The organism is Paenibacillus sp. J23TS9, assembly GCF_018403225.1.
Lineage (GTDB): Bacteria > Bacillota > Bacilli > Paenibacillales > Paenibacillaceae > Paenibacillus_AQ.
In genome coordinates this window covers 125311-149014 of the sequence record NZ_BOSG01000006.1, presented here as the reverse complement: position 1 = coordinate 149014, position 23704 = coordinate 125311, and the positions used below count along the sequence as shown (strand labels likewise).

Below are 23704 nucleotides of genomic sequence, written 5' to 3'. Positions count from 1 at the left end.
GATGTCATCTTACGCATATGAATCATGATCGTTCTTTCTGAGATACGAACCCTTTACATCCCCGTTTATTTCCAACATACTACAAGGATAGAAGGAAGCCGTATTGTGCAGGATAGCAACGATTACCGTCGAATCGCGGCTTGCCTTCCACCCAGACCAGTGATAAAGGAGAATGACCGATGTTAAGTGAGAAGCTGCTCGCGAAGTTGAACGATCAAATGAATTATGAATTTTATTCTTCTCAGGTGTATCTGGCGATGGCGGCGTATTGCTCGTCGGAGAGTTTTGATGGCTTTGCGAATTTTTTCATCATGCAATCGGAAGAAGAAAAATATCATGGGATGAGAATTTTCCATTTCATAAATGCACTGGGAAAACGCGCCATTGTTACGGGCATGGAAAATCCTCAGAATGAATACAGCTCCTTGCTGGATGCCTTTGAACATTCCTTCGAGCATGAGAAAACAGTGACCAAACGAATTTATGAATTGTCCGATATTGCCTGGGATGAGCGGGAACATGCGACGATTAATTTCCTCAAGTGGTTCATTGATGAGCAGGTCGAAGAGGAAGCAACCTTCGATAGCATTATCCAGAAGCTGCGCCGCATCGATAATGACAGCAACGCGTTCTATATGCTCGATTCCGAGCTGGCAAAGCGTACGTTCACACCACCCGCAAGCGAAGCTTAAAGGCAACGGAAAAGCTGTTTTCCCAAGGGAAAGCAGCTTTTTTTTCATGCTCAGTTTGAATAAAGGGGAAAACTGTGTTGAAAAGCTCCCGTCTTATTGGCAGTTACATTTCATATGGATGCCGAACAGGCGGGTACTTGGAACAATTAAAGAGTCAGGTTGAGGTGCATTTGCCTATTTTCTAGAAACAATAATTAAAATTCGATTACTATCCATCGTATATATGATAAAATAACGAAGGATAATAAATGATACACAATCAAATGGAAAAGTAGGGAGCAGACAGATACCCTGCTTCTTTTCTTTGGAGACGATATGTCGTGACATATCTTATGAAGGAGATCAGAAATGCCAACGATTATTGCGAAGCCGTTTGATCAGGAAATGCAGAGATTGTTAAGTGAAACATCAGCGTATCATGCGGGAGAATTGAGTACGAAGGAGCCAACTGAATTACCGGAGGAAATCTATATCATTGACGCTGAAGATACGATGGTCGGGTATGGCGTCGTATGGGAATATGATAACGGGAAGCAGTTAATTCAGAAGGCGGAACAAGATTATTTTAGCGCCGATGAACGGTATCTAGAAAAGGATTTCTATATAGATATCAAAAACAAAAAGGATTTTGTTTTTATCGAAGCATTGGATGTACTAAAAGAGTTTGAAAGCAAGGGGTATGCCGCTTCACTCGTGAACTGGCTCAAGGCGAAATATCCAGGCAAAAGAATGTACGTCTATACCTTGGATAAATCACGAAACTTTTGGTTCAAGCAAAATTTTGAGGTTTTGGGAAATACACCGTGGATGACCTATAATTGAATAAAGAATATAGGAATCACCAAATATAAAATTAATCTAGGAGTGATCATCTGAGAAAGCAAAAGCCCATGTCATTTGACGATCTGTTGAAAGAATTACAAGGACAAAAGTCGGTAGAAGAAGATCCGAATGTTGTTTCACTGGACGTACTGTTCAATGAATCGTTTATGCGTCAGCATTCAAGCAGTAAGAGTTTTGAGGAGTTTTTGGAGAAGGGGAACTTTCAAGTAAGCACGCGGGAAGATATCGATAACCTTCCTGAAGAGCTTTTTGACCGGCATGTTGCAAGGGAGACAGATTTCCCGAATTGGGCATCTATGCTGGACACAGCGACTTCCGCACATACCGGCAGAGCATGAGACCCATATCATTCTTGCGATGAATTGACAACGGTCTTCCCATTCTCTATACTGACTGTAATCTAATATACGGTATACGTTGAAGGAATCAGTAGCAGGATGTCACTGTTATTCAGAAAGCTGGGGGTTGATGCGACTCAGCACAAACAGACTTGCGAATTACACTCTGGAGTATCTTAGGTAACACTAAGCGGACTTGCCAACGATAGGATGGCTAAAGAGTGGTATGAATAGTCTTTGCAGCACTATTTATGCAATTTGGGTGGTAACACGGTTAATGAATCGTCCCTATGTCTATCGTAGACGTAGGGGCGATTTTTTTGCGTAAACAGCGTTTGATACGTATAAAGGATGATTCAACATTTATTGATAAAGGGGCTGGAAGATCATGAGTAACATGAATATTATTGATGAACTGGAATGGCGCGATGCGATTAACCAACAGACTGATGCTGAAGGTTTGCGCGAACTCGTGAGCGAGAAGAAGATTGCACTGTATTGCGGTGTCGATCCAACCGGTGATAGCATGCATATCGGACATTTGATTCCATTCATGGTGATGAAACGATTCCAATCCTTTGGGCATCTCCCTGTGATCTTAATTGGCGGAGCGACCGGAACCATTGGTGATCCAAGTGGACGTCAATCCGAGCGTCAATTACAGACGTTAGAGCAAGTACAGGACAATGTGAATGCACTGACAGCACAGATGAAGAAGTTATTTGATACCGATAATGATGCTCAGTTGAAAATGGTAAATAACTATGACTGGACGCATACGGTCAATGTGATCGACTTCTTGCGCGACTACGGGAAGAACTTCAGTATCAATGCGATGCTGGCAAAAGATATCGTATCCAGCCGCCTGGATAGCGGGATTTCGTTTACTGAATTCTCATACCAAATTCTTCAGGCGATGGACTTCCATCATCTGTACTCAGAAGAAGGGGTTCAATTACAGATCGGCGGATCGGATCAATGGGGTAACATCACAAGTGGTCTGGACCTGATTCGTAAAAAAGAAGGCTCAGAAGCGAAGGCATTCGGATTGACCATCCCATTGATGCTGAAAGCAGACGGCACGAAGTTTGGTAAAACGGCGGGCGGAGCGATCTGGCTGGATCCGGATAAAACCTCGCCATATGAATTTTACCAATTCTGGTTAAATACAGATGACCGTGATGTCATTAAATACCTGAAGTACTTCACCTTCTTATCTAAAGAAGATATCAGTGAACTCGAGAATAAGGTGACGACAGAACCGGGTAAACGTGAAGCGCAGCATGTACTCGCCGAAGAGATGACCAAATTCGTTCATAATGAAGAAGCGCTGACACAGGCCATTAAAATCTCGAAGGCCTTATTCAGCGGAGATGTTAAATCACTGACAGCCGATGAAATTGAGCAGGGATTCAAAGAAATGCCTACATTCGAAGCTTCAAAGGAAGCCAAGAATATAGTGGATTGGTTAGTGGATCTCGGGATCGAACCCTCCAAGCGTCAGGCAAGAGAAGATATTACGAATGGCGCGATCAGCATGAATGGTGAACGCGTAGAGGATGTAAACACGGAAGTAACCGTGGACAAATCCTTTGATGGCCGGTATATCATTATTCGTAAAGGTAAGAAGAAATACAGTCTGATTAGACTGGTGGATTAGAATTTGCCGCGATTCACAACATACGTACAAATTAAAATCGAGGAATCCTTTATTAGGGGCCTCGGTTTTTTTTGTGAGGTTTACTGAGGATGAAGAAATTCGTTGTTAAATTTCGGTCCATCACATCCCATCCGCCGAAACCGTGCTATAATAGTCTACGCATTCAACTACACTGAAAAAGAGATGATCCCTTGGGTACCCCAGCTCCATATTATAAACAGAAAACGAACGGTTTCCTGAATAAGTACTTCACTGGAAGTAAGCTTGATTATAAGCAAATTATCGCGATCATTATTCCGATATTTGTGGATCAAGCTTTTATTATTTTAATGAGTTTAATGAACACGGCGATGATTGCCTCCTCGGGCGTGGCAGCCGTAAGTGCGGTCAGTATGGTGGATTCGCTCAATATTTTCCTGATCAACGTCTTTATCGCTGTAGCGACAGGGGGAACGGTCATCGTAGCACAGTACAAGGGCAGCGGGAACCAGGAGATGGTATCCAAGGCAGCGGCGCAGGCCATTACCGCGGTTGCGATTTTGTCCGTGCTTTTATGCGTCACGGTGATTGCCTTTCATACACCTGTGCTGAATCTGCTGTTCGGGAAGGCAGATGCGGATGTGTTCCAGAATGCGAGGATCTTCCTGATCGGCAGCTGTATTTCGTATCCGTTTATTGCGGTCTTTCAGGCGGTTACGGGGGCGCTCAGAGGGGTAGCAGAAACCAAGGCTTGTCTTGGACTTTCGCTCATCATGAATTTGACCTATCTTGGTCTTAACATCCTGTTTATTACCGTACTGGATATGGGCATCGTAGGCCTCGTGATCTCCATGATTACAGCCCGGGTTCTCGGGATGGCGGTCTCGCTGTATTACATGATTAAAATGAACCATACGCTAAAGTACCGTATCAAGAATGCGTTGAAAATAGATTTTTCGATACTCAAAAAGATTATGGTCATCGGCGTTCCTTTTGCAGCGGAGCAAATGTTCTTTAACGGCGGCAAGCTGCTGACGCAAACCTTCATCGTGCAGCTGGGTACGCTCGCAATTACAGTGAATGCCATTAGCGGCTCGATTTCGCTGCTGTTCCAGATCGGAGGAAGTGCGCTGAGTATCGCTGTCGTAACGGTCGTTGGTCAGTGCATTGGGAATGGAAGCATACAGGATGCCAGGAAGTTTATCAAATCCTTTATCGGATTATCTACGGCCTTCTTTATCGTGATCGCAGCTGTGATTTTGCCATTATTTCCGTATATTATTAAGCTGTTTTCTCCACCGGCCGAGATCGTGCCGGACATCTTTAAGCTTACGCTTCTGATCGCGATTACGCAGCCGATTTTCTGGTCCGTCAGCTTTATTATGCCTTCGGCACTCCGTGCAGCAGGGGACTCCAACTTTACGTCGGTTACGTCCTTACTGTCGATGTGGGTGCTGCGTGTGATTTTGGGATATTTTCTGGCAATTACGTTTCACTTTGGCATCATGGGCGTCTGGATCGCGATGGTAACCGAATGGGGCGTAAGAGGGGCTATTTTCTGGTGGCGGTTCAGGGGCGACAAATGGTATAGACGCAAGCTGATTTAAGGCATAAATGATCCGCGTATTTATTCGAATCAATCATAACTCGTATAAAGGCGTCTCTCTGGATTCGAACCGGAGAGGCGCCTTTTTTTAGATTATTTAGTTAGCAGCCTAGTAATGACCGTAAAATCCTTAGATGATGTTTGGAACCAAACTATCCAAATATTTTAATAGAGACACGCAGAACTGGGCGTATTACTCAATTAATGACATATAATGCAACATCATACGTTATGTATATCGCGTAAAACCTGCAATTTATGACTTTTTATGTCAACTATTTCTCCGGAATAACATTCTTTCATACGACATTTTCCCCTAAATCAATCCAAATAATGTTTGACAATCCAAATGGAGCTATATTATGATGTAAAAAATACGATTTGCTTGGATAGAAAATCCAAAAAGTTGGCTATGGATTGAATAGCGAACATTTATTTATAAATAGAATGATAGCGATTTCATTTTGGGAAATTAAGTTTTACCTCCGTTATTTACTTCATGAACAAGTTCATTTAACAGTAGAACACTCCAATATTAGTACCAATCGATTATCCAAATATATAATTCTTTGTTTTATATCCAGAATAAGGATGCCTGTTATTATTCCTTACATATCTATAATGATCCAAGTTTCATAGATTTTTACTGCATTTAGTTTTAATGCTTTAAAGTATTGAAATAAAAAACGATCAAAAACGCATGTTTCACCCATTGTTATCGCCGGCAAGAAATTGCCTTTTCACATAAAAGAATGACAGATGGAAGTGGAGGAAGTTCACATGAAAAAAATTACTGCCGTATTAATTGGAGCAGGAGACCGAGGAGCGCGTGGCTATGCTCCGTATGCACTTAAAAATCCGCATGAACTCGAAATTGTTGCCGTAGCAGATCCAAATGCAGAGCGTCGGGAGAAGGTAATGACGCAGCATCATATTTCGCAGGAAAATGGTTTCGAAACATGGGAAGAGCTTCTTAATGGTCCCAAAAGAGCTGATGTTGCTATTATTTGTACATTAGACCGAATGCATTATAAGCCAACTCTTGCAGCATTACATGCAGGCTACCATGTCCTTTTGGAAAAACCGATGTCGCCAGACCCGCTTGAATGCATCGAAATGGAAAGAGCAGCGCGGGAACACAATAGGATGCTAACGATTTGCCACGTATTACGGTACACCGATTTTTGGTCCAACGTTAAAAAGGTCATTCAACAGGGACAAATCGGGGAAGTCGTTTCGGTTCAATTGAATGAAAATGTCGAAGTCATGCATATGTCCCACAGTTTTGTCCGTGGGAATTGGAATAATAAAGAAAAATCAAGTCCAATGATTTTGCAGAAGTCATGTCATGATATGGATATTCTTTCCTGGATTATCGATAAGCCTTGTTTGCGGGTGAGTTCTTACGGTTCCCTCATGCATTTTAAGGAGAGCAATGCTCCCGAAGGCGCACCTGAACGCTGCCTTGATGGATGCCCGGCAGAGAATGATTGTCCATTCCATGCTGGCAGATATTATTTGGGTGAAGGAAAAGGCTGGGCCAAAAAATTCACGGAAGACTATACCGAAGAAGGAATTATATCCGCTCTGCATACGACCGAGTATGGAAAGTGCGTCTATAAATCCGATAACAATGTGGTCGATCATCAAGTGGTGAATATGGAGTTTGAGGGCGGGATTACCGCTACGTTCAGCATGTGTGGTTTCACAAGAGAACAGACAAGAATAGTTCAAATCATGGGCACCAAGGGAGAAATTCGCGGGAATATGGATGACAACAGCCTGTCTATCTATGACTTCCTGACGAAACATGAAACGATTATTCGTTTGGATACACCTGTGGGTGGACATGGCGGCGGAGACACGAAAATCGTGAAATCATTTCTCGATGAAGTCAGAAATTACGAGGATCGCGGTACCAGTTTATCTTCCGCAACCGTATCCTTACGCAGTCATTTAATGGCCTTTGCTGCTGAAGAATCCCGTCTGCATAAGGGTAAATCGATCGAGCTGGAAGATTATTATCAAGAAATCGCATCTTCTAAGATGGTTTGAAATCATAAACGGGGGGATTTAGCCATGAGTTTTGATTTTTCAGTTAAAGGAAACCAATTCATTTTCAATGGGGAGCCCATTCAACTCATATCCGGTGCCATGCATTACTTCCGGGTGGTTCCCGAATATTGGGAAGACAGGCTATTGAAACTGAAGGAATGCGGGTTTAATACGGTTGAAACGTATGTTCCTTGGAATTTGCATGAGCCTGCTGAAGGAAACTTCTGCTTTGAAGGGATCGCAGATCTGGAACAATTTATCACTCTCGCCCAAAAGGTTGGCTTATTGGTCATCATTCGCCCAAGCCCGTATATTTGCGCAGAATGGGAATTTGGTGGTTTGCCATCATGGCTGCTACAAGACAAGGGAATGAGATTACGCTGTTTTGACCCTCATTTTCTAGAAAAAGTAGATGCCTATTACGATACATTAATGCCTTTATTGATTCCGCATCTGTGTACAAATGATGGACCCATCATCGCGATGCAAATCGAAAATGAATATGGAAGCTATGGAAATGATCAAAAGTATTTGCAGTATATCAAGAAAGCCATGGAGAGCAGAGGTGTCGATTGTTTACTGTTCACTTCCGATGGACCCACGGACGCTATGCTGCAAGGCGGGATGACCGAAGGCGTCTTGGCAACGGTTAACTTTGGATCAGGCGTGAACGAGTATTTCGATAAGCTGGAGGAATACCAGCCGGATCAACCGATCATGTGCATGGAATTTTGGAATGGCTGGTTTGATCACTGGGGCGAAGAACATCACACCAGAGATGCAGAAGATGTAGCCAATACATTGGATCAGATGCTGCAAAGAAATGCATCCGTCAATTTTTATATGTTCCATGGCGGAACCAACTTTGGTTTTTATAACGGAGCCAATCATGGCGGCAAATATGAACCCACAATTACAAGCTATGACTACGATGTTTTGCTAACAGAGCATGGAGTGCCGACAGACAAGTTTTTTGCGGTGAGAAAGGTTATTGAAAAATATATGCCGCTAAAACCGTTAGCTTTGCCGGATCCGATTCCGGTAAAGGCGTTTGGGGAAGTTCAGTTCACGGAATGCGCTGCTCTTTTGGATTCATTACAAGCGCTGTCATCTCCGCTGGAAAGAACTTGTCCGGAGACGATGGAGGAACTGGGTCAGGATTACGGATTTATTTATTACGAAACAACGGTCAGCGGGCCAAGGACAAATAACAAGCTCGTTTTACAGGATGTACATGACCGCGCATTAATTTTTTTGGATGACGAATATATTGGAACCGTTGAAAGATGGAATCCGCAAGATTTGTTTTTCGATATTCCGCAGAATGGCTGTCGTCTAGGGATTCTAGTCGAAAATATGGGGAGGGTCAATTATGGCCCGCTTATAAAAGATTATAAGGGGATCACAGAGGGCGTACGATTAAATGGACAGTTCCTGTTTCATTGGACGATCTATCCGCTTCCTTTACGCGATCTATCCACATTGGCTTTTAAGAAAATGACAGAAACGAGTACAATGCCTGCCTTTTATAAAGGGGTATTTCATATCGATCAACCTGCAGATACGTTCTTGCAATGTAGCGGATGGAAGAAGGGTGTAGCTTATGTCAACGGGGCTAACATCGGAAGGTATTGGGAGATTGGACCGCAAGAAACGCTATATATACCAGCTCCTTTCCTTAAAGCCGGCGAGAATGAAATCATCATGTTCGAGCTTCATGGACCCGGCCAAACGAGTGTAACTTTAGGTGAAGCTCCCATGTTAGCTAAAAAGCAGCTGCCAGCCGCTGAATAAACCATGTGAATAACGATCTCTTTGATCTAAAAGGATGTGACAGAGAAGATGAATGTGATACCAACGTCAGACTCAGGAACACCAGTTATGAAGAACCCCAAGGTTCCGACAAAAAAGAACAAGAATTTGAATCGACTGTGGAAAGAGCGTTATCTCTTTTTGCTGTTATTACCAGGGCTTGCCTATTTCATTATTTATCGGTATATCCCTATGGCTGGAAATATTATCGCTTTTCAGGACTACAGCCCCTTTCAAGGTTTTTTTCACAGTGACTGGGTAGGACTGAAACACTTTAAAACGATATTCGAGGATCAAGAAGTCATCCGTGTGTTGTGGAACACCTTATATTTATCTTTTCTTCAAATCGTATTTGCCTTTCCCGTTTCGATTATTCTGGCTCTGATGCTCAATGAAGTCAGAAATAGTGTGTACAAAAGATTGATACAATCGATCGTTTATCTGCCTCACTTTTTATCATGGGTTATTATCATTGGCATCGCTACGGTTCTTTTGAAATCTAACGGGATCGTGAACAGCGTTCTTGTAAGTCTTTTTCATATGGAACCGATTGCCTTCTTGCAAGATCCGCATTGGTTTATGCCTTTGGTTGTTCTGGAAGTCATCTGGAAGGAATCCGGATGGGGGACGATTATCTTTCTTGCCGCTCTTTCGGGAATCAATCCAAGCCTTTACGAAGCAGCAGCGGTCGACGGTGCAAGCCGGTGGAGACAAATGTGGCATATCACACTGCCTGCTTTAAAAGGTACGATTTTTATCTTGTTAATCTTAAGATTGGGAAGCGTTCTGGATGTCGGGTTCGAACAAATCTATCTGATGCTGACACCGTTTACGATGGATGTTGGTAATGTGCTTGATACATTTGTTTACTTTAAAGGCATTCAGGATTCTGACTTTAGCTTTGCAACGGCTGTGGGGTTATTCAAGTCTGTTGTAGGCTTGATCCTGATTGTGGGTGCGAACCGATTGTCGAAAAAATTTGGCAGTGATGGAGTCTACTAAAGAAGAAAGGGGGGGAACCAATGCTCCAAAACAATACAATGAGAGATAAAATGTACAGCTATGTGAACATCATTCTATTAGCTCTTATTGCTCTTGCGATGCTCATTCCATTCTATTATATGTTCGTTGTTTCGTTCGCCACGTATGAAGAATTTGTGAATACGAAGCTGCTTCTTTGGCCTAAAACATGGGTGCTTGACGCTTACCAATATATTCTGGGATCCAAAGCATTTATTCGCTCTCTCGGAGTGACCATCTATGTAACCGTGGTAGGTACGGCTGTCAGTCTCCTGCTAACGGCAGCGATGGCCTATGCGATGTCCAGAAATATTTTGGGACAAAAGATATTCATGTTCATGGTGCTGTTCACATTTGTGTTCAGTGCAGGCATGATTCCGTCTTACATGATCGTTCAGTCTACAGGCTTAATGGATACGCTGTGGGCGATCATTATTCCGGGGGCCATAAGCTCTTTTAACTTAATTGTCATGAGAGAATTTTTCCGGAGTGTGCCTTATGACTTGACGGAAGCAGCCATTATCGATGGTGCCAATGATATCAGAATTTTCACGCGGATTATCCTCCCTTTGTCTAAACCCGCATTAGCTGCTTTCGGATTGTTTTATGCGGTGGGTTTATGGAATTCATACTTTACATCCCTTCTGTATCTAAGTAATCCGGCAAAATGGACCGTGCAGGTCATTCTTAGACAGATGGTCATATTAAATCAGGGAAATTTAATGGACCCCGGGTCACAAGCAGGGGTCGTGAATCCTCCGCCTGCGGAAACGATCGGGATGGCTGCCATCCTGGTGGCTACAATACCGATTTTGATCGTCTATCCATTTCTGCAAAAGCATTTCGCAAAAGGGGTGATGCTCGGTTCCGTAAAAGAATAATGTTGCTCTATGTACCTCATGTTTTCATGATTGAAAGATTTGGAAAAATATAAAGGGGGAAATGGGAAATGAAAAAGTATGTATCACTTTTTTTAGCGGCTGTTCTTTGCGTCGGAGTACTCAGTGCATGTTCATCCAAGGAGGAGAAAGCTTCATCTGACGGGGATAAAGCCTCATCCACGGATAGCGGCAAAAAAACCGAGATTACCTGGTTTGACGGAACTTGGTCAACTCCGGTACCTGAACCCGGTAATGAAGGTGTTCAAAAGATTAATGAAAAATTCAACATATCGTTTAAACCGCAATTCATTCCGTTTGATTTATATGATGATAAGCTCACGGTAAAAATGGCCTCAGGGGATATTCCTGATGTGATCGGTACGGAAGGTGCTGATGCGAATTACGTCAAATGGGCAAAGCAAGGTGCCTTTTTGCCTCTGAATGATTATGTCGAGCAGTATGACACGTTTAAAGCCATTCCCCAATCCGTATGGGATGCGGTAAGCGTGGACGGGAAAATCTACGGGATCCCTCTGTACTTCCCTTCCAGCGGAGGCAAGAAACCGATTATTCGGAAGGATTGGTTAGACAAGCTCGGATTGAAAATGCCGACAAATTACGAAGAATTAAAGGAAGTGGCTACCGCTTTCGCCACCAAAGATCCGGATGGCAATGGAAAAAACGATACCGTTGGGCTAGGTTTAGCGAAAGGTATTGTTTATGACCCGGCATTTGGAGCGTATTGGAGCAGCAGTACCTGGTATCATAAAAATGATGATGGTATGTTGATTCCAGGACAAATTGGTAAAGGAAGCAAAGAAAAAATTACGGTGCTCAATGAATTATATCAAGCAGGCGCTATTGATAAGGACTGGCCTACCCAACCCTATAATGAAGTATTTAAGGCCTTCAACGCGGGTAAAGTCGGAATTTGGTATGAGCAAGTAGGTATAAACAAAGGGGCTCAATCAGGAAACCTCGATATCCCGACATTGGCAAAAAATGCACCAGGTGCTGAAGTTGCAGCTATTCCTGCATTTGATGCTCCGGATGGTTCCAAGGGATATGTGGGAGGCTCGGGATATTATCGAATCTGGATGCTCAGTTCTGCTCTGAAGAAAGACGATGACAAGGTGAAGAAGATATTAGAGATGATGGATTATATGGAGAAATATGTTCCGGCACAAGAACAAAATTCGAGTAATGAGTATTTTGACTGGACGAATGGCGGCGAAGGCAAGGGCTATAAAATGACAGATGGAGCAGCAGAACCTACAGAAGAATTTAGCAAGTATGCTCCTCTGGCCAATTTCAACGAGAAATTAGGAGGCTGGATTGAAGGGGATAAATCGATGAAGGATTATGAAGTCCAATCCAAAACCCCTGAATCCAAGGCATTCAATAAGAATATGGTTGATATGCTGCAAAAATCCGACTTCTACATTAGTCCGGTAGGCCGTATCCATTCCACGGTTTACGATAGTAAAATCACGGCGCTAAATGAATTCGCTACGAACGAACTAACCAAAATGATTGTTGGACAAAGACCTATTTCAGATTGGGATAAATTCGCAGACGAATATATGGCTAAAGGCGGCAAACAGGTCGTTGAAGATGTGAACAACCTGATTAATGAAGCTAAAATCCAGGGCGAATGGAAAAAAGCTGAACAATAAATCATGAGTTCCGATTGAACAAGAAAAAGATCTGCTTATGCGTTTACCGATCCGGGGCGCGAGGCAGATCTTTTTCTTGCTTTATTTTCACTTTAAGACATTGTTCAGAATCGGTTCAGAAAAACACCATATAATAAATTGACACATTTTGTCGATTAATGTGGTGTCAATTTTTATAGGGGGAAAGAATAAATGGGTAAGAAACATGAATTCAAAAAGAAATCGATCACAATTATTTCAACTGCTCTCCTCTTCGGCGCGATGGGACCGCAAGCATTCGCTGCCAGCACGTTCAATGACATCTCCAATTCTTATGCCAAGGATGCTATACTTCAGCTGGCGGAAAAAGGAATAGTTAATGGTGTATCATCTGGTCAGTTTGATCCAAGAGGAGTAATTCTACGTCAGGATTTTGCCATTATTCTTGCTAAGGCATTAAACTTAGACGTGAGTAAACCTCCTTCAATTCCAACTTTTTCAGATGTCCCAGCGGGTAACTATGCATATAAATACGTGGAAGCTGCTGCACGTGCCGGTCTTATTAATGGACGTGGGGGTGGCTTCTTTGGCGAGGGAACGACATTATCACGTCAAGATATGGCTGTTATTTTTGTAAGGGCACTGGGAGTAGATACCACAGGCTATGCAGCTAAGCTCACTTTTTCGGATAATGATGCTATTTCCGAATATGCAAAGGATGCAGTAGGCTATGCAGTTACGGCTAGGTTAATTCAAGGGATAGGCGATAATACTTTTAACCCTAAAGGAGTGGCTAATCGCCAGGATGTAGCATCGGTTGCATCAAAATTCTTAATGGTTCAAGTTGAATTAGCAAAATCAGAGCCAAGCCCTGAACCAACCCCTAACCCGACACCTACACCAATCCCTGTACCTACACCAAGCCCTGTGTCAACGACAAGCCCTGTATCAACACCAAATCCAGAACCTGTTCCGGTAAAAAACCATGCTCCGGTTGCTAGTGTGATTGAAGCAAAATCTATTAAAATTGAGCAACATGTAAATGTACTTAATGTATCCAGAGTTTTTACAGATAGAGATGGAGACTCGTTAACATTTTCAGCAAGCTCTTCAAATTCGAATGTTGCTACTGTTTCATTAGACGGAAATGATTTGTACGTGTCAGGAATAAGTGTGGGCTCGTGTACAATTACATTAACCGCTAACGATGGAAGAGGCGGGGTAACAACTACAACGTTTGATTTAAATGTAACTTTATCTTCACAACAATTAGCGATAAATAAAATTGACAGTATAATCAAAAACGTAGATGCAAGTGGAATAACTTTAAACGATATTAACTCTGCGTTATCAGGGAAATTAGTCTCGATCCTTGAGGAGAATTTAGATGTCTATAGAGTTGCAATAAGCAATGCAGAGGATTTGGAATTGAATTCTTCTGATAAAATAGCTGCTATGGTTACTGATGTAAATGCTACTCTGGACAAAGAAATAACAACAGGAATAACTGTTGGCGGAGCTATTCTTAAATATCATTTACTAATCGATCCTATGGAGTTTAATGTAGCAAGTGCAAGTAAAGTTATTTCGTTTGCTACAACGATGGATGACCCTTTCACAAATTCTAATATTTATTCAATAATGAAGAAAACTGCGGGTTATGACTCGAAGTACTTCTTCAATATTCCTACATCCAAGCCTCTGAATCTGAAATCAGAGAAAGGAGATCATCAAGTTCTATTTATATATGTTGATCAGGATAAGAAAAGTGTAGGTTATTCGGTGCATAATAACATTACGGTTACAGATAACAATCATATTCCTGTGATTAATAATACCTGGGCTGCCCCCAGCTTTTCGGTAGGTACTGACAAACCTATGGACTTAACAGGACTATTTACGGATGAAGATGAGAACGATACATTAACCTATTCAATTGAAGCATTAGATCCAGATGTAGCAGATGTAACTTCTGGAGAAGCAACTGCACAACCTACAATTCATCCGGTGGCTGCTGGAAATGCACAATTTAAAATTACGGTCAGTGATGGGCATGGCGGTACAAATGAAACAACTATCTCTGTGACAATCAATCAACCCGACGGCACCGAAGAAGAGGATAATGGCACGTTAGAAATAAAAGACCTAGGTCTTTCTGATTTTTTGGAGGATTCAATAATGCTACAATATACTTCAGTTCAAGGAGCTACATCAGAAGTGATTGAGCAGTCACTAGATGAAATCGATTGGGTTGAAGCATCTTCACTGAACGGAGCAATATCTACTGGAAAGGTTACTTTTATCGATGTACAAGATTTATTACCAGGCCAACATTATTATTTTAGAATGAAAGTATCCAATGATATTACAACTAGTTATTCAAATGTCTATGAATATACTGTCCCTTTATTAATACCGTAACTTGGAAATGTAAAAACCTTATCCTTTAAGATAAGGCTTTTTGCATTAGTACGAAATCCCGCGAATCTCATCGAGGCTGCTTATATTCTCCTGCAGCATCAAGCTCTGCAGTCCGGCAAGCAGTTCCTCGCCAGCGCGCAGGTTCATGAAGTTGTAAGTACCGACCTGAACCACCTCGGCGCCCGCGATAATAAATTCAATAATATCCGCTGCGGATGTTATCCCTCCCATACCCATAACGGGAATGCTTAACTGCCGGGCGACCTGATGTACCATTCGCAGGGCAATGGGTTTGATGGCCGGACCGGATAATCCGGCGTATATATTGGAGAATACACTCCGGCGATTATGAATATCAATCTTCATGCCTGAAAAGGTGTTAACAAGCGACACACAGTCCGCGCCTTCTTGCTCGCACATGACCGCCATCTCCACAATATTCTCCGCATTTGGCGACAGCTTCACGGCAAGCGGCAGCGATGTGGCTTGTCTTACTTCACGAATGACTTCTCTGGCAACATTCGTTTTTATGCCGAAGGCCATACCGCCTTCCTTTACGTTGGGACAGGATATGTTTAGTTCAATCATGTCTACGGCGCGGAGATGATCTTTACGGCGTTCCCCCGTATCCTTCGTGATTTTCAATGCACCAAGCACATATTCCTCGATATTACTCCCACCCAGGTTGACAATCTTGACGGGCTCAATCGTTTCCCAGAACTTCATCTCCTCGGTCAGGAAGGCATCGATGCCTGGATTCTCTAAACCGACACTGTTCATCATACCCCCAGCCGTCTCCCATACTCGGGTTCCGCTGTTTCCTGCACGAGGCTCAAGGGTTAATCCCTTGCTGGAGATCCCTCCTAGCTTATTGATATCGTATTGCTTGGCATATTCTTGTCCGAATCCGAACGTTCCGGATGCCATTACGATGGGATTAATGAAGGGAATGCCCGCGATGTTACAAGCTAAGCTGCCCATGCCAATCGACCTCCTCCGCCAGAAATACAGGGCCATCCGTACATACTTTACAATGACCATTCTTGTTCAACACCGAGCATACGTAACAGGCCCCGATGCCGCAAGCCATCCGTTTTTCCAAAGAAACATACATCTTCGTATTCAGGCCCTCTGCGATCCGCGCAGCTTCCTTCATCATGCCAAGCGGACCGCAAACCAGTGCATATTCGTATGAGCTTAGATCCAGATCATCCAGCACGCTTCCGCCGATCTGTACAACGAGCTTATTAGAATAAGGCTCAAACGCTTCCGTCAAATAGGATTGATCCTGGAAACCAAGATATATATCGGGCTTATCCAGCTGCTTGGCAGTGTACAGCAGGGGAGCCATACCGATACCGCCTCCGATCAGGGCAACGCGTCCCTTTACATCCGGGAATCCATGTCCTAAAGGTCCTTCCAATTGTATGCTGTCTCCTTCATGCAGCTTTGCCAGCAAGCGGGTGCCTTCGCCTGCCATTTTATACAGGAACTGAATGCTGTTATTTTCCACGTTATAAATACTGATTGGCCGAGATAATACGGGGACGTCGTTCCAAGCCCTCAGCATATAAAATTGTCCCATACATGCCTCTTGGAATTGTCCCTCCACCGTCATGAGGTAAATGCCCGCGCAGATGCGTTCGTTGGAAAGAATCGTATACACTGGTATGCTCCTTTTTTCACGAGTATGAAAGTCTGTTCCAGCTGCTCATATGAATAGCAAAATATACAGCGTTCCTGCTTATCTCTCTACTATGCCTGCATCTTCATGCGTCCTACCGTGATACCTGTCACAGTTCTTGTTTGCAAATGTGATATGGGTTCCTTTAAGAACATCACGGACAACAATCGCGGATTATCTTTAGCAGTAAGGCAGGGGGTGAGACGATGACAGAATTGCTGGAGAAAGTACTCTAATAACCGATGGAAATAAAGATTTAGACTGAAAAGTATTAGACCCAGTTTAATTAAACAATTCAACTAGAGTATTAATGACTTTTTCGCGATTGATATGGTTTTATCAGATTTTATCGTATGAAACAGGTGGTAGACACATTAAAATGTCAGGATTTTATAAAGATATGTCCGTATAAAATAAATACTAGACGTATGGAATGAGCTATTATTACTTCGAATACCCCACAATATGCGGAGATGAAGCAATTATTTCACGACGTATTATGACTAAGAAAGGCGTGATTATAGAAATGAAAAAAATCTATGTGGTAAACAAAACTCATTTTGACATTGGATTTACTGATTTGGCAGAAAATGTCTTGCATAAGTATTGCCATGATTACATTCAAAACGCAATCACTTTAGCTGAAGATTTAAGGAAAGAGGGCAAAGACTTTGTTTGGACAACAGGTAGCTTTATTATTGAATATTACTTCAAAAACATGGATGAAGAAGCTTGTAAAAAGCTAGACGATGCCATAAAGAAAGGTTACATTCGCTGGCACGCAATCCCATGTACGTTTGAATCTGAAACTATGACACCTCAAACTTTACATTACATGACTTCAATCTCAAAAAAGTTAGATGCTCGTTATGGATACACAACAACAAGCGCAAAAATGACTGACGTCCCAGGACATACGATCGGGATTGTTGATGAGTTATATCGTCAAGGAATTAAATTCCTACATATTGGTGTAAATGGCTCGAGCTCCATTCCAGAAGTTCCAGATACATTTCTATGGAAGAATGGCGAAAGTGAGATCATCGTCTCTTATTCAGACGACTATGGTGGCGTAATCGGAGTTGATTGCATGGATAACAAGCTGGCGTTTATGCATACTCATGATAATAGTGGTCCAGGAACAAAAGAGAAAATTAACGCTTATTTGTCAAAAATGGCGAATGAGTATCCAGACTATGAGCTTGAAATGACTTCAATGGATCAGTTTGCAAATGAAATTTGGGAAGTACGTGACCAACTGCCAGTGATTACAGAGGAGATTGGGGACACATGGATTCACGGAATGATGTCTGATCCGAAAATCATTCGTGATTACCGGATTTTAACGAATTACATGTTTGATAACAAAATAGAAAATGATGATGCTAATTTCTATGCGATGTTAGTTCCAGAGCATACTTGGGGAATGGATATCAAACGCTATTTCAGTGACTATATGAATTATGAAAAGAAAGACTTCCAGCGAGCACGTAGTTTAGACCAAATTACCGATCTTGATTTAACCTACGCTTATGGAATTGTTAAAGATGCAACGGTTGGCGAAATGAAATTCACTTATAATGAGTGGACGGATCGTTCGTACAAATTTTATGAGTCTTCATGGAAAGAACAACGCAAGAACGTTGATCGTGCAATAGCTTGTTTGGAGCCTAAAGATCAAAATAACATTAAAAAACTTATCGAAGTTCCATATCATATCTTTGAAAACCAAGGTATTGAATGTGGTTTGGAAGAATTGATTCCGGTAAACGGGTATCAAGTTATGTTTGCTAGCGATGGTTCAATTAACCACTTAGAAAAGGATGGAACACTTTACTTTGATCAGGACAACAAACTCGGGGTTTTGAGCTATACAATAGCTGGGCAAAATGATTATGATAACCTACGTTACAACTATTTACGTGAATTACAACATAATTGGTGGGCCATTGACTTCTTAAAGCCAGGAATGGAAATTCAAAAGCGTATTCAATTGAATGAAAATTTCACACCACATGTTGTGAAATTAGTTAAGGAAAAGGATTCGATGATTGCAACTTTAAAGTATAGCCAAAGAGCTGTGGAGGAGTATGGTGCTCCAAGAGTTGTAAAGGTTAAGTATCAATTTGGAGATAAAGTTGAAATTGCACTTTTATTAAAGGATAAAGATGCCATTCGTTATCCGGAAATTTATTCTTTTGACATGACACCACGTTTGAATTCGCCGTACTTAACGAAGATTCGTAAAATTGAGACCGTTATTTCACCTTTTGAAGTGGTAGGTCACGGAAATAAGCTGCAACACATGATTGAAGAGTTAATTTACGATGGTAGCGATAAAAAAATCAATATTAAACCTATTGATGCCCCTCTTTTGGGAATCGGAACAAATAACAATCTAAGTTATAACAACAAATACCATCAAGACAACCATAAATTTACGTTTACACTATTGAACACAACATGGGGAACTAATTTCACGATGTGGTATGAAGAAGATATTTTCGCTCGTTTTGAGTTAGTGCTGGGATAACAATTTCCTGCGAACATAATTTACTCGGTTCACAGGGTAAACGATTATTACACTGGAAATGGGCATACGCCGATGCCTCTTCATCAAAAAAAAGATAGACGGCATGTCAAAGGCCGCTCCAGTGAGCGGCCTTTGAACTGAATCAAAGATTCAGGTCGTATTTTTGTATGGCGATGTTTTGTAAATCCGGATTGTTCATGTCATCGAACCATCTGTACAACCAGCCTTGGCCCTTGTACAGGTACGCGGTCTCCAGGAATGCTCCGGCAGGCATAGCAATTTTGCCTATTCTGCTTAAGTCGCTGCCTTTTAAAATAATGATCTGTTCCGGCGTATCCTTCGGAAAGGAGCTCTTCTCGTCCACGATCAAGATATTCCCGTCACCGCTCATGGTAAAGGAAAGATTGGCCGTTTGATTGTTCAAGGCTACCTTCGATTGGGCAGAGAGACCCTTCGAATTGAATACATAGAGCGTCTGGTTGGATGAGGCTACTAAATATTCGCTGTTGAATGCCTCATTATCCTGCCCGAAATTGTCCAGAGTGATCTTTCCGGGGACGGATTTCTTCCATAGTATGGCCCCTTTGCTGTTTTTGGCGATGACGTCTGTCGTCGTTTTATTGAATTTATAGAACAACAGTGTTTTGTCGGGCAAAATACCTCTGAATTTCAGGCCATCGATTTTTTGATTGAATAATCGATTCAGCTTCGAGTCGTATACCGTAAGCGTTGCTTTATAGTCCGAATAGTCTGCTGCTTTGCCGGACCAGTTTAGAAGAGTAGTCATCATGTTATTATGATAGCTGTTCACAAATTCATTGATCTCTTTTTTTTGTAGTTGTTTCCCTTGTTGATCGATCTGAAAAACGATGAACTTATATCTTTCAAGACTCATGTAAAATAACAAAGTTCCGTCGTTATTTATAAAAATCCCGCTGATATCGCTGACCTTCTCAGCAAATGTTTTAGGAATCGGCCGGGAAAATTCACGAACCCATAACGCCTTTCCTGAAGAATTGTATGCCTGAAGACGACGAGTGAGCCGGTTGTTTTTGGTATCGTTCTCGGATGTGGTCAGATATAAGTTGCCGTTTTTACCAACCTGATTGCCTCCGAAAAATCCCGAATAGGCCATTTTGGATGTGGGGGATGTCGGATCAACCTCAGCGATTTGTTTGCCCGTGCCGTCATTCAGGATGGAGACTTTCCCGTATGCATCCATAATGTAAAGGTGATTATTGGCCTTCCGGACATATACATCAGCAGGAAGCAGGTTAGGGGTAGAGGCCACCCACACGGGTTCAGGCAGAGTGCTTTGCAGCGCTTGCGCATGCAATGCACTTTCAGTTGTTAAAAAAAATAGGATCGTACAAAATAAAGCGAGTACCGTTTTCTTCATGATTTCCTCCGTCATTTCGAATGATAGCTGTCAGGAACACGCATAGAATATATTTCCTTTTAAAATCATATTTTACCATGTATTTATACCGGAGAATAAGTCGAAAGATAAAAAAAAGCCGAGAATTCTGTTGTAAACAGTTCTCGGCTTTATCCTTTTTCGTAAACCACAGCTTAGCAGCTTCATGCAAACGCATCTCTCGAATAGGGAACTCCAGCACGGCTGCTATGCCGTTACCTCTCTCCCGAAATCAGCCTCAGCAGATTTTCCGGGATTTTGAACTGCTGATTATCGATTAGCAGCTGATAGTCCTCACTGGCATCGAATTGATGCGCCAGCTTGATCTCTTCCATCTCCTGCTGGAGCTGCTCCATTTTCGTATCGAGCTCGTACGCCGTGTCAGCTGCCTTTTTCAGATCCTGAAGGAGGCGTTCCGGCACGGTTTCGTTGCATTTATAGAAGATTTTATGCTCCAGGCTGGCCCAGAAATCCATGGCAATGGTACGGATCTGGATCTCAACGCATATCGCTTCTTCGCGATCGGACATGAACACGGGAACCTCAGCCAGGATATGCAGGCTTTTATAACCGTTGGGCTTCGGATTTTGAATGTAGTCTTTGACCGACAGAATGTTCAAATCGGCTTGCCGTTGCAGCATCTCGCTGATTCGGTAAATGTCGGATATGAAGGAGCAGGTAATCCGGATGCCCGCGATATCCTTGATGTTGTCTTTAATATCGGCAAGCGAGCCAGCTCCGCCTTTACGCAGCAGCTTTTTCATGATGCTCTCCGGTGACTTCAACCTCGACTTCGTATGCTCGATCGGATTGTAGTCATGGAGCAGCTGGAATTCCTCCTGCAGGATTTCGATTTTAGTCTCGACTTCCTGCAAAGCGAATTTATATTTCATCATAAAACGTATGAGCTGTTTTTGAATGGCTTTCATTTGTTCGATGGGATTTGCATTGTCAGGCATGGCTTACCGTCCTTTGAGTTCAAATATGATGAGGCATGTCCCCTTATTATAGCCTAGTTCATGAAGAGCTTGCCAGGCGAGGGGATGGAAGTCCTGCGTTACAATCCACCAATGCTCATGGTATATTACAAAAGTATCCAAGCCTTGCCTATTCTGAATTCCAATGGAGAACCAATATGAATGTTGATTGTTTAATTGTGGACGATGAAACCGTCCTGGCAGAAACCACATGTGAGTATTTTAATATGTTTGAGGTCCAATCCGCTTATGTGACTAACGCAGACGCGTGTATGCGATTTTTAAAAAAACATGAAGTTTCACTGATCCTCCTCGACATCAATCTGGGTAATACATCGGGTTTTGACTTATGCAAAAAACTGCGGCAAATAACGCAGGTACCTATTCTGTTTATTAGCGCTCGGTCCAGTGATGACGATGTTCTCATTGCCCTCAACATAGGTGGAGACGATTACATACAAAAGCCGTATACGCTCAGTATCTTGCTGGCAAAAGTGAAAGCAGTGCTCAAACGATACGGGAACAACGGTCCCGCAGAAATGCTGGAGTTTGGCCAAGTTAAGATCGACAGCAGTTTATGCCGTGTCCGTGTGAATGGTATAGAGATTAAACTCAAGACGCTTGAATATAAACTGCTCTGCTATTTGGTGAACAATAAAAATAGGGTGGTCACCAAAGAAGAGCTGTTTCACAATGTATGGGGCGATTCCTTTGCCGGCGACGGCACGCTGAATGTACATATTCGTCACTTGCGCGAAAAAATCGAAGTGAACCCCAATCAGCCGCAATATATCAAAACCGTATGGGGAACAGGCTACGTCTTAGAGGATAGCAAGGCATGAGAATGAAGTGGATGTTCCTGACGATCCTTATCGTTTTTATGACAGGCATGATTCTGTCTCTTCTAGTGATTAACACGAAGGTAAATACCGATGTGGATGTTGTCGCGGTGAATGAAGTGGTAAAGATAACGGAAAGCCGCTGGGGAAATATGAAGCCGGAAGATTATCATGCTACACAGCTGCAATTCGTTGTTCTTGATAATAACGGAACTATACTCTATCAAACGGCGGAGGGGCTTTCAACGACACTGAATGATGCCATGAAAAACCGGGATACCGTTACAGACATCATGATCGATGATAGGCTCGCAGGGAAAATGATCATTCATAATGATTATCAAGCCATCATCGAGCAGAGCAGGAGTCGGCTTGTGAGTGTGATGATGACCACTTTCGTTGCCATAACGGCACTATGCATTTTTTATATCCTATTTTTAAATCATAGGGTATTTAAGCCGTTCAAAAAGCTGCAGAACTTTGCGGTCAATGTAGCGAGAGGCAATCTGGATATTCCGCTGAAAATGGATAAAAACAACCCGTTTGGTGCTTTTACCGAAAGCTTCGATATCATGCGTGAAGAGCTGGCGGCAGCCAGGCAGAGTGAATATGCCGCAAACCGCAGTAAGAAGGAGCTTGTGGCTGGCTTAAGCCATGATATCAAAACGCCGGTGGCCTCCATTAAAGCCGTGAGTGAACTGATGTTGATCCGGGCCAGTGATGATAAAGTGATCAAGCAGTTGAACATGATCTATTCCAAAGCGGAGCAAATTAATCTATTAGTGACGGATATGTTCCATGCGACGCTGGAAGAGCTGCAAGAGCTTAAGGTAACGGTTTCCGAGGAATTAAGTGAGGTTCTCAGCGGTATCATTGCGAACGTGAATTATGATGATCAAATTAGCTGCGATCCGATTCCGGCTTGCATGATTGTAACGGATGTGACGCGTTTGCAGCAGGTATTCGATAATATTCTGAGTAATTCCTACAAATATGCGGGTACCTCGGTTAAGATAACCTCTCAAATCAATGATGCGTACCTGGAGCTTCATATCATGGATTATGGACAAGGCGTCGATGAGGATGAATTACCGCTTTTATTCAATAAATTTTATAGGGGCCAAAACGTCGTGGGGCAAAGCGGAACGGGGCTTGGACTATTCATTTCTAAATATTTTATGCAGAAAATGCTGGGGGATATGGAATGTCATAACCGTGATGATGGTTTTACCGTGATTCTCCGGATCAAGCTGGCTTAACCGAATTAAGAAACAGTTAAGGATTGAACAAAG

Annotated in this window: 18 protein-coding genes and 1 other annotated feature; of the genes, 14 read left to right on the top strand and 4 right to left on the bottom strand. The window is 42.5% G+C overall.

Going from position 1 to position 23704, the window contains the following annotated elements; all coding sequences use genetic code 11:
- Positions 1-179: 179 nt before the first annotated feature.
- The 11 genes from KJS65_RS26495 to KJS65_RS26445 all read left to right on the top strand — a co-directional run bounded on the left by KJS65_RS26495 (position 180) and on the right by KJS65_RS26445 (position 14962).
- Positions 180-692, top strand: coding sequence for a ferritin (locus tag KJS65_RS26495; protein WP_213652828.1), 513 nt, complete (start codon positions 180-182; stop codon positions 690-692).
- A 348-nt stretch (positions 693-1040) separates the two neighbouring features.
- Complete coding sequence (locus KJS65_RS26490; RefSeq protein WP_213652827.1) at positions 1041-1514, top strand: GNAT family N-acetyltransferase; 474 nt, start codon at positions 1041-1043, stop codon at positions 1512-1514.
- Positions 1515-1582: 68 nt separating this feature from the next.
- Positions 1583-1873, top strand: a complete 291-nt coding sequence (locus tag KJS65_RS26485; RefSeq protein ID WP_213652826.1) for a hypothetical protein — start codon at positions 1583-1585, stop codon at positions 1871-1873.
- Between the two features lie 70 nt (positions 1874-1943).
- Positions 1944-2166: a binding site (T-box leader), on the top strand.
- A gap of 104 nt (positions 2167-2270) precedes the next feature.
- The gene (tyrS, locus tag KJS65_RS26480; protein WP_213652998.1) at positions 2271-3533 is read left to right on the top strand and encodes a tyrosine--tRNA ligase; all 1263 of its coding nucleotides are present in this window, start codon (positions 2271-2273) and stop codon (positions 3531-3533) included.
- 191 nt (positions 3534-3724) lie between these two features.
- The gene (locus tag KJS65_RS26475; protein WP_213652825.1) at positions 3725-5119 is read left to right on the top strand and encodes an MATE family efflux transporter; all 1395 of its coding nucleotides are present in this window, start codon (positions 3725-3727) and stop codon (positions 5117-5119) included.
- Between the two features lie 779 nt (positions 5120-5898).
- The gene (locus KJS65_RS26470; protein ID WP_213652824.1) at positions 5899-7173 is read left to right on the top strand and encodes a Gfo/Idh/MocA family protein; all 1275 of its coding nucleotides are present in this window, start codon (positions 5899-5901) and stop codon (positions 7171-7173) included.
- A 24-nt stretch (positions 7174-7197) separates the two neighbouring features.
- A complete protein-coding gene (locus KJS65_RS26465; protein ID WP_213652823.1) occupies positions 7198-8967 on the top strand; it encodes a glycoside hydrolase family 35 protein in 1770 nt (589 codons plus the stop codon).
- Between the two features lie 87 nt (positions 8968-9054).
- Positions 9055-9987: an ABC transporter permease gene (locus KJS65_RS26460; protein WP_244864848.1), complete on the top strand. Its 933-nt coding sequence runs from the start codon at positions 9055-9057 to the stop codon at positions 9985-9987.
- A 20-nt stretch (positions 9988-10007) separates the two neighbouring features.
- Positions 10008-10886: a carbohydrate ABC transporter permease gene (locus KJS65_RS26455; RefSeq protein WP_213652821.1), complete on the top strand. Its 879-nt coding sequence runs from the start codon at positions 10008-10010 to the stop codon at positions 10884-10886.
- 68 nt (positions 10887-10954) lie between these two features.
- The gene (locus KJS65_RS26450; RefSeq protein ID WP_213652820.1) at positions 10955-12562 is read left to right on the top strand and encodes an extracellular solute-binding protein; all 1608 of its coding nucleotides are present in this window, start codon (positions 10955-10957) and stop codon (positions 12560-12562) included.
- 192 nt (positions 12563-12754) lie between these two features.
- Positions 12755-14962 (top strand): S-layer homology domain-containing protein, encoded by a 2208-nt coding sequence (locus KJS65_RS26445; protein WP_213652819.1) that lies wholly within the window; start codon positions 12755-12757, stop codon positions 14960-14962.
- Between the two features lie 45 nt (positions 14963-15007).
- On the opposite strand, the gene KJS65_RS26440 is transcribed toward KJS65_RS26445, so the two are convergent.
- Positions 15008-15943 (bottom strand): dihydroorotate dehydrogenase, encoded by a 936-nt coding sequence (locus KJS65_RS26440; RefSeq protein ID WP_213652818.1) that lies wholly within the window; start codon positions 15941-15943, stop codon positions 15008-15010.
- On the bottom strand, positions 15924-16628 hold the full coding sequence (locus tag KJS65_RS26435) for a dihydroorotate dehydrogenase electron transfer subunit (protein WP_213652817.1): 705 nt from the start codon (positions 16626-16628) through the stop codon (positions 15924-15926). The genes KJS65_RS26440 and KJS65_RS26435 overlap by 20 nt, the downstream gene beginning before the upstream one ends.
- 544 nt (positions 16629-17172) lie before the next feature.
- Here KJS65_RS26435 and KJS65_RS26430 point away from each other — a divergent pair.
- Complete coding sequence (locus KJS65_RS26430; RefSeq protein WP_213652816.1) at positions 17173-19179, top strand: DUF5054 domain-containing protein; 2007 nt, start codon at positions 17173-17175, stop codon at positions 19177-19179.
- Between the two features lie 142 nt (positions 19180-19321).
- Here KJS65_RS26430 and KJS65_RS26425 read toward each other — a convergent pair whose 3' ends face one another.
- Both KJS65_RS26425 and KJS65_RS26420 read right to left on the bottom strand, forming a co-directional pair.
- Positions 19322-20578, bottom strand: a complete 1257-nt coding sequence (locus KJS65_RS26425; protein WP_213652815.1) for a hypothetical protein — start codon at positions 20576-20578, stop codon at positions 19322-19324.
- A 233-nt stretch (positions 20579-20811) separates the two neighbouring features.
- Positions 20812-21555 carry a GTP pyrophosphokinase gene (locus tag KJS65_RS26420; RefSeq protein ID WP_213652814.1) on the bottom strand — a complete coding sequence of 248 codons (744 nt, stop codon included), beginning with the start codon at positions 21553-21555 and terminating at the stop codon, positions 20812-20814.
- 176 nt (positions 21556-21731) lie between these two features.
- Here KJS65_RS26420 and KJS65_RS26415 point away from each other — a divergent pair, with 176 nt between their 5' ends.
- Together KJS65_RS26415 and KJS65_RS26410 are read left to right on the top strand one after the other, a co-directional pair.
- Entirely contained in the window at positions 21732-22415 is a 684-nt protein-coding gene (locus KJS65_RS26415) for a response regulator transcription factor (protein WP_213652813.1), read from the top strand.
- A complete protein-coding gene (locus tag KJS65_RS26410) occupies positions 22412-23671 on the top strand; it encodes a HAMP domain-containing sensor histidine kinase (RefSeq protein WP_213652812.1) in 1260 nt (419 codons plus the stop codon). The genes KJS65_RS26415 and KJS65_RS26410 overlap by 4 nt, the downstream gene beginning before the upstream one ends.
- Positions 23672-23704: the final 33 nt, after the last annotated feature.

What these genes read in the sequence shown, in the direction of transcription:
- KJS65_RS26495 (WP_213652828.1), top strand. Translation starts at nt 180, where the DNA reads ATGTTAAGTGAGAAGCTGCTCGCGAAGTTGAACGATCAAATGAATTAT.
- KJS65_RS26490 (WP_213652827.1), top strand. Translation starts at nt 1,041, where the DNA reads ATGCCAACGATTATTGCGAAGCCGTTTGATCAGGAAATGCAGAGATTG.
- KJS65_RS26485 (WP_213652826.1), top strand. Translation starts at nt 1,583, where the DNA reads ATGTCATTTGACGATCTGTTGAAAGAATTACAAGGACAAAAGTCGGTA.
- tyrS (WP_213652998.1), top strand. Translation starts at nt 2,271, where the DNA reads ATGAATATTATTGATGAACTGGAATGGCGCGATGCGATTAACCAACAG.
- KJS65_RS26470 (WP_213652824.1), top strand. Translation starts at nt 5,899, where the DNA reads ATGAAAAAAATTACTGCCGTATTAATTGGAGCAGGAGACCGAGGAGCG.
- KJS65_RS26465 (WP_213652823.1), top strand. Translation starts at nt 7,198, where the DNA reads ATGAGTTTTGATTTTTCAGTTAAAGGAAACCAATTCATTTTCAATGGG.
- KJS65_RS26460 (WP_244864848.1), top strand. Translation starts at nt 9,055, where the DNA reads ATGAAGAACCCCAAGGTTCCGACAAAAAAGAACAAGAATTTGAATCGA.
- KJS65_RS26455 (WP_213652821.1), top strand. Translation starts at nt 10,008, where the DNA reads ATGCTCCAAAACAATACAATGAGAGATAAAATGTACAGCTATGTGAAC.
- KJS65_RS26450 (WP_213652820.1), top strand. Translation starts at nt 10,955, where the DNA reads ATGAAAAAGTATGTATCACTTTTTTTAGCGGCTGTTCTTTGCGTCGGA.
- KJS65_RS26445 (WP_213652819.1), top strand. Translation starts at nt 12,755, where the DNA reads ATGGGTAAGAAACATGAATTCAAAAAGAAATCGATCACAATTATTTCA.
- KJS65_RS26440 (WP_213652818.1), bottom strand. Translation starts at nt 15,943, where the DNA reads ATGGGCAGCTTAGCTTGTAACATCGCGGGCATTCCCTTCATTAATCCC.
- KJS65_RS26430 (WP_213652816.1), top strand. Translation starts at nt 17,173, where the DNA reads ATGAAAAAAATCTATGTGGTAAACAAAACTCATTTTGACATTGGATTT.
- KJS65_RS26425 (WP_213652815.1), bottom strand. Translation starts at nt 20,578, where the DNA reads ATGAAGAAAACGGTACTCGCTTTATTTTGTACGATCCTATTTTTTTTA.
- KJS65_RS26420 (WP_213652814.1), bottom strand. Translation starts at nt 21,555, where the DNA reads ATGCCTGACAATGCAAATCCCATCGAACAAATGAAAGCCATTCAAAAA.
- KJS65_RS26415 (WP_213652813.1), top strand. Translation starts at nt 21,732, where the DNA reads ATGAATGTTGATTGTTTAATTGTGGACGATGAAACCGTCCTGGCAGAA.
- KJS65_RS26410 (WP_213652812.1), top strand. Translation starts at nt 22,412, where the DNA reads ATGAGAATGAAGTGGATGTTCCTGACGATCCTTATCGTTTTTATGACA.